This is a genomic window from Paraburkholderia sp. SIMBA_027 (assembly GCF_046535315.1).
In the GTDB taxonomy this organism is placed as follows: Bacteria; Pseudomonadota; Gammaproteobacteria; order Burkholderiales; family Burkholderiaceae; genus Paraburkholderia; species Paraburkholderia tropica.
Genome location: NZ_JAWRWY010001410.1, coordinates 1 through 243 on the forward strand (window position 1 = coordinate 1; position 243 = coordinate 243).

At 58.4% G+C, this 243-nt stretch carries 1 protein-coding gene; it reads right to left on the reverse strand.

All coding sequences use genetic code 11. From position 1 onward, the window contains the following. On the reverse strand, positions 1-243 hold a 243-nt coding region (locus tag SB764_RS43835), incomplete at both ends, for a TIM barrel protein (RefSeq protein ID WP_410867285.1).

Here is a 243-nt window from a genome sequence, read left to right on the forward strand (position 1 = left end):
CATGATCGCTTGATTCGATCCCGGGCCCCCCTGCTGCCGCGGCCTCAAGACCGACGACGCCTTCATAACCAATGCCGGCCAATACCTTGGCGACAGCGGGGTACCGGATTTCCCCCGTCCCGGGTTCGAATCGGCCCGGGACGTCGGCAACTTGAATTTCTCCAACCCACTGTTGGGCCTTGATAATCAATTCGATGAGGTTTCCCTCACCGATCTGGGCGTGATACAGATCCAGCATCATTG